The sequence below is a fragment of the Devosia sp. genome (genome assembly GCF_028290645.1).
In the GTDB taxonomy this organism is placed as follows: domain Bacteria; phylum Pseudomonadota; class Alphaproteobacteria; order Rhizobiales; family Devosiaceae; genus Devosia_A.
This window is the reverse complement of sequence record NZ_JAQGJL010000377.1, coordinates 1-6,063: the sequence shown is the minus strand read 5'-3', so window position 1 is coordinate 6,063 and position 6,063 is coordinate 1. Positions and strand designations below refer to the sequence as shown.

At 65.9% G+C, this 6,063-nt stretch carries 6 protein-coding genes and 1 pseudogene; 2 read left to right on the top strand and 5 right to left on the bottom strand.

Features of this window, described 5'->3' with window-relative positions:
* Positions 1 to 141: 141 nt before the first annotated feature.
* Complete coding sequence (locus JWQ89_RS20110) at positions 142 to 2,694, bottom strand: heavy metal translocating P-type ATPase (RefSeq protein ID WP_299644026.1); 2,553 nt, start codon at positions 2,692 to 2,694, stop codon at positions 142 to 144.
* 82 nt (positions 2,695 to 2,776) lie between these two features.
* Between JWQ89_RS20110 and cueR the strand changes: the two genes are divergently transcribed.
* Together cueR and JWQ89_RS20100 are read left to right on the top strand one after the other, a co-directional pair.
* Positions 2,777 to 3,202, top strand: a complete 426-nt coding sequence (gene cueR / locus JWQ89_RS20105; RefSeq protein ID WP_299644024.1) for a Cu(I)-responsive transcriptional regulator — start codon at positions 2,777 to 2,779, stop codon at positions 3,200 to 3,202.
* Between the two features lie 82 nt (positions 3,203 to 3,284).
* On the top strand, positions 3,285 to 4,193 hold the full coding sequence (locus JWQ89_RS20100; RefSeq protein WP_299644022.1) for an SMP-30/gluconolactonase/LRE family protein: 909 nt from the start codon (positions 3,285 to 3,287) through the stop codon (positions 4,191 to 4,193).
* Here the strand turns inward: JWQ89_RS20100 and JWQ89_RS20095 are convergent.
* The 4 genes and pseudogenes from JWQ89_RS20095 to JWQ89_RS20080 all read right to left on the bottom strand — a co-directional run.
* Complete coding sequence (locus JWQ89_RS20095) at positions 4,190 to 4,411, bottom strand: hypothetical protein (protein WP_299644019.1); 222 nt, start codon at positions 4,409 to 4,411, stop codon at positions 4,190 to 4,192. The genes JWQ89_RS20100 and JWQ89_RS20095 overlap by 4 nt on opposite strands.
* 165 nt (positions 4,412 to 4,576) lie before the next feature.
* A complete protein-coding gene (rnk, locus tag JWQ89_RS20090) occupies positions 4,577 to 4,981 on the bottom strand; it encodes a nucleoside diphosphate kinase regulator (protein WP_299644017.1) in 405 nt (134 codons plus the stop codon).
* Positions 4,982 to 5,257: 276 nt separating this feature from the next.
* Entirely contained in the window at positions 5,258 to 5,536 is a 279-nt protein-coding gene (locus JWQ89_RS20085) for an acylphosphatase (RefSeq protein WP_299644015.1), read from the bottom strand.
* A pseudogene (locus JWQ89_RS20080) lies at positions 5,536 to 6,063 on the bottom strand (UxaA family hydrolase); the annotation flags it as partial. The pseudogene JWQ89_RS20080 and the gene JWQ89_RS20085, both read right to left, overlap by 1 nt.

Below are 6,063 nucleotides of genomic sequence, written 5' to 3'. Positions count from 1 at the left end.
GCCGACCCCCACCCCTGTCCCCTCCCCCTAAGAATGGGGAGGGAGACGAACACCACCGGCGTCAATGTGAGGGTCTCCCTCCCCTGTTGAGGGGGAGGGGACAGGGGTGGGGGTCGGATCGCACCGGCCCGGTGTCAGCCCCTACAGCTTCACCGAATTCAACCTCAGCGCATTCCCGATGACGCTCACCGAACTCAACGCCATCGCCGCCGCCGCGATCATCGGCGACAGCAGCCAGCCGGTGAACGGATACAGCACCCCCGCCGCCAGCGGGATGCCCAGCGCGTTGTACCCAAAGGCGAACAGCAGGTTCAGCTTGATGTTCCCGAGCGTCGCCTTGGCGAGCTTCCGCGCCTTCACGATGGCGCCCAGTTCGCCCCTGAGCAGCGTGATCCCGGCGCTTTCGATGGCGACATCGGCGCCCGTGCCCATCGCCACGCCCACATCGGCCGCCGCCAGTGCTGGCGCGTCGTTGACGCCATCCCCAGCGAAAGCGACCGACTTGCCCTTTGCCTTTAGCTCTTCGATCAGCGTGTGCTTGTCCTCCGGCGACAGGCCCGCGCGGACCTCGCTGAGGCCGAGTTCCCGGCCCACCGCATCCGCGGTGCCCCTGGCGTCGCCGGTCGCCATCACCACCACGATACCGTCGGCCCGTAGTGCAACAATGGCCTCCTTCGCCCCGGCCTTGATCGGATCGGACACCGTGACGACGCCGATCGCTGCGCCATCATGAGCGACGAGAATTGCCGTCTTGCCCGAGGCGGCCTGCTGCTCGAGCAGCGCCGCGAGCTTGTCGTCGACGGCAATCCCCTGCTCCCGGAACAGCTTGATGTTCCCCAGCAGCGCCGGCCTGCCGCCGACATTGCCCCGGATACCGCGGCCGGTGAGCGACTGGAACCCATCGGCCTCGTAGACCCGGGCGCCGCGCAACTCGGCGCCCTTCACCACGGCCGAACCGATCGGATGCTCCGAGTGCCTTTCCAGCGCCGCCGCAACAGCGAGCACGAACCCTTCGTCCACACCCTTCACCGGGATCACCTGGTTGAGCGTCGGCTTGCCTTCGGTGAGCGTGCCGGTCTTGTCCACGATCAGCGTATCGACCCGCGCAAAGCCCTCCAGCGCCTTGGCATCCTTGACCAGCACGCCCGCATGCGCCCCACGCCCGGTCGCCACCATGATCGAGATCGGCGTCGCGAGGCCGAGCGCACAGGGGCACGCGATGATCAGCACCGAGATCGCCGCGACGATCGCCTCGCCCAGCCCCGGCCCCCAGATCATCCACGCGCCGAACGCCACAGCGGCGACCAGCACCACCAGCGGCACGAACCAGTTCGCCACCCGGTCGGCCAGCGCCTGGATCGGCGCGCGGCTGCGCTGCGCCTTGCCGACCAGTGCGACGATCTGGCTGAGCCGCGTCTCCGACCCCACCCGCGTCGCCTGCATGACGAAGCTGCCCTCGCCGTTGAGCGTCCCGCCGGTCACCGGCTCGCCCTTCAGTTTTTCGACCGGCACCGGCTCTCCGGTCAGCATCGATTCATCGACGAACGACTGGCCTTCCAGCACCTCGCCATCGACCGGCACCGCCTCGCCCGGCCGGACGCGCAGCCGATCGCCGGCCCGCACCTCTTCGATCGGGACCTCTGTATCCCCGCCCTGCCCCACCAGCCGCGCCGTCTTCGGCGCGAGATTGAGCAGCGCCCGGATCGCCTTGCCGGTCGCATCGCGCGCCTTCAGCTCCAGGACCTGCCCGACGAACACCAGCGTCACGATCACCGCAGCCGCCTCGAAATACACCGGCGGCATGCCGCCCATATGCGTCATGCTCATCGGGAAGATCTGCGGGAACAGCACCGCCACCACCGAGAACAGGTAGGCCGCGCCAACCCCGAGCCCGATCAGCGTCCACATGTTGGGCGAGCGGTTGACCAGCGAATTCCAGAAGCGCCGGAAGAACGGCCACGCCGCCCACAGCACCACCGGCGTCGCCAGCGCCATCTCGATCCAGCCCGCCAGCGGCTCGCCGATCCATTCGCGCACCGGCAGCTCGACCATGCCGCCCATCGCAAGAACAAGGATCGGCACCGACAGCGCCGCGCTCACCCACAGCCGACGAGTGAAATCGACCAGTTCCGGGTTCGGCCCATCATCGAGCGAAGCCACCATCGGCTCAAGCGCCATGCCACAAATCGGGCAATCGCCCGGTCGGTCCCTGACGATCTCCGGATGCATCGGGCACGTCCAGTTGGTACCGGCGGTAACTGTCGCCGGGTCGACCGGCGTGGCGCCATGCGAATGACCGTGGTGTCCGTGATCGTGCGCTGTGGAAGGGCCAAACCCGCGGGCCGGCAGTTCGAACGGCTTGGCATCGAGATACCTGCCCGGATCCGCCTCGAAGCTCTTCTCACACCCCTCGCAGCAGAAATAGTAGCGCGTCCCCTCGTGCCTCAGCATGTGCTGCGCCGTCGCCCGATCCACCTGCATCCCGCAAACGGGATCAGTCGCCTTGAGATACTTCCCCGGCTCCGCCTCGAACTTCGCCTTGCAGCCGGCGCTGCAGAAACCGATCTCCCGGCCCTCATGCGTCGTCCGGTGCGGCGTCTTGGCGAGGTCCACGGTCATCCCACACACGGGGTCGCGTGCAACCGGGCCCTCGGCTCTGGCATGGGAATGGCTGTGGTGATCGTGGGTATGCATTCGCGGCTCCTATCGCATCGGGGCCTGTTCTGCACCTTCCCATGATGGTAAGGTCAAGCACGTTCCTTAGATAGGTGTTCCCATGCAAATCGGCGAGGCCTCAAAGCTCACCGGCGTGTCCAGGAAGATGATCCGCCACTACGAATCGATCGGCCTGATCCCCAGCGCCGACCGTCGCGACAGCAACTATCGCGATTACGGCCACCGCGACATCCACCGTCTCGGCTTCATCCGCCGCGCCCGCGATCTCGGCTTCTCGATGGAGGAGATCCGCGACCTGCTGCGCCTCTGGGGCGATACGCAACGCTCGAGCGCCGACGTCAAAGCGCTGACCGAGGCGCACATCACCGAGCTCGAGAACAAGATCCGGCTGCTCGGCGAGATGCGCGACACGCTCGCCAACCTCGCCCAGGCCTGCGACGGGGATAACCGTCCGGATTGCCCGATCATCGACGGCCTCGAGGGCAAGCTCGTGGATTTGCACGCTCCGCGACGCGCGGCCAATTGAACGCAAGTGGCGCTTGCCGGGCTCGATGACTTGCGATTGGATGCGCGCCGAAACACGACGGTCAAGTCGTCAGGGGGAGCACATGGCGGGTATCTACGAGCATCACGAGAAGGAATTCCGGCAGCTGATCCAGGGCAGCGCCAAGCTCGAAACGCTCTACTCCGATTGCCGCTGGGCCGAAGGTCCGGTCTGGTTCGGCGACGCCAACCAGCTGGTCTGGTCCGACATCCCCAACAACCGCCTGCTGCGCTGGACCCCGGATGGCGGCGCCTCGGTGTTCCGCCACAACTCGACCTTCATCAACGGCAACACTCGTGACCGCGAGGGCCGGCTGGTCTCCTGCTCGCATGGCGGGCGCAACGTCGTCCGCACCGAGATCGACGGCAGCATCACCGTCCTCGCCGACAACTACCGGGGCAAGAAGCTCAATGCCCCCAATGACGTGGTGGTGAAGTCCGACGGTACCATCTGGTTCACCGATCCGGGCTACGGAATCCTGTCGGACTACGAGGGCTACAAGAGCGAGTTCGAACAGGACGGTTGTTACGTCTTCTGCCTCGATCCCTCGACCGGCGAACTCAAGGTGGCGATCGACGACTTCGTCCGCCCCAACGGCATCGCCTTCTCACCCGACGAGAAACTGCTCTATGTCGCCGATAGCGCCTACAGCCACGGCGCCGACCTGCCCCGCCACATCCGCGTCTTCGACGTCAACGCCGACAACAGCGTAAGCAACTCCCGGGTATTCTGCACCACCGACACCGGCCTCCCGGATGGCTTCCGCCTCGACGACCGTGGCAATGTCTGGACCTCGGCCGGCGACGGCGTCCACTGCTTCAACCCCTCAGGCGTGCTGCTAGGCAAGCTCTTCACCCCCGACACCGTCGCCAATGTCGAATTCGGCGGCCCCCGCCGCAACCGCCTCTTCATCTGCGCCACCCAAAGCCTGCACTCGATCTACCTGGCGGTAAACGGCGCGAAGCGGCCTTAGCCCCGCCGCGGCCGTAGCCGGGTGACGTTGCTGGCGAGCCTTTGCCGGACCACCGTGCGAGGCGGGACGCTGCCGGCGCGGCTGCCTTCGGCGAACCAGTCGTCTTCGACGAAGGCAATGGTGTTGGATTGGGGATCGTAACGGATCGCCAGCACCTGGCCGGTTGTCGAGCGCATGTGGCTCATTACCGTTGGCTGGTGGGCACGTTGTTGGGCCATCAAAGCCTCCGAACTGCGACCGGCCACTCGGGCCGTCACAATTCATTAACCATAACCGATGCTGGACCGATGACGGTTGGGCCGCACAATTGTGACAGCCCAACCATCTGATATTGCGTGTGAATCAACAGACGCGCGGCCCGCCGGCCGGTCCGCCGACGCGAATCAGGCCTGCTGTTGGACCGCCAGCACCGTCAGCACGTGCTTGTTGCCGTCACGCGCCTCCCAGGTGATCGACTGGCCCATATCGAGCCCGATCAGCGCCGTGCCGACCGGGGTCAGCACCGACACCTTGCCCGAGGCGATATCGGCCTCGGCCGGATAGACCAGTTGCACGGTGCGCTCGGGCCCGTTGTCGGGCCGGTAGGTAATGGTCGAGCCCATCCGCACCACGCTCGAGGCGAGCTTGGTGGCGGGGACGACCCGGGCGCGTTCGATCTCGTCGAGCAGGTCGTCCGCGGCATCGGAGCCGTGGCCGCTGCCGGCGAGCGCCAGCGCGATGAGTTTGCGGTGATCGTCCTCGCTGAGGACGATGCGGGGGTGAAGATCGAATTGACGCATGGATTGCATCTCGTTTTCCTTGTGGATGCGCGAAGCGTCGGCGAGCAACCTGCCGCGACAGCTCACGCTGATGTTTGGGATTTTGGCGCCTTGTTCCGAGCCCCGGCGAATGCATCGCTTCGAGTCTCGGGTTGCCCCAGACCCGGCGGCGCCTCAGGCGCGGATCATGGGGCTATATGCCTGCGACCGGGTGTTCCCGGTGCGGTGCCATTTCGGAGATGGTCGCAAAGCAAGTCATGCACTGAATGTAGGTGGTCCCGCCGCGAAGTCAAACGGGCGGAACCCTCAAGTCGTGGGCAGCGCGCTGAACCCGGGCGGCAACGGCCCCTCATAGGGGGCGGTGCGAACGTCGGTCACCGCCGCCGCGGGCGGGCCGGCATTGAGCTCCATCAGGATGTGCTGGACCTCGGTCTCGTCCCCGGCGAACACCGCCTCGACGGTGCCATCGCGCCGGTTGCGCACCCAGCCATCGAGGCTGAGCGCCTCGGCTTCGCGCTCGACGAAGGCGCGAAACCCGACCCCTTGTACCCGTCCACTGATGATCGCGTGGACGGCGCGTCGCATCAGAAGGTAGCGCCGATCTGCCACGGCACGAACTCGTTGTCGCCGTAGCCGAGGAGTTCGGACTTGGATTTCTTGCCCGATGCGACCAGCAGTATCTCGTCGAAAATCTCCTGCCCCTTGGCCTCGAGCGAGCCGCCCTCGACCACTTCGCCGCCGTTGATGTCCATGTCGTCGAGCATCTTGTGGTAGATGTCCGAGTTGGTGGCGATCTTGATCGATGGCGTCGGCTTGCAGCCATAGGCCGAGCCGCGACCGGTGGTGAAGCAGAGGATATTCGCCCCGCCGGCAACCTGGCCGGTCGCCGAAACCGGATCGTATCCGGGGGTATCCATGAACACGAACCCCTTCTCGGTCACCGGATCGGCATAGTGATACACCGCATTGAGCGGCGTGGTCCCGCCCTTTGCCGTGGCGCCGAGCGATTTCTCGAGAATAGTGGTAAGTCCGCCCAGCTTGTTGCCCGGAGATGGATTGTTGTTCATCTCCATGTTGTTGCGCTCGGCGTAGTCTTCCCACCAGTGGATGAT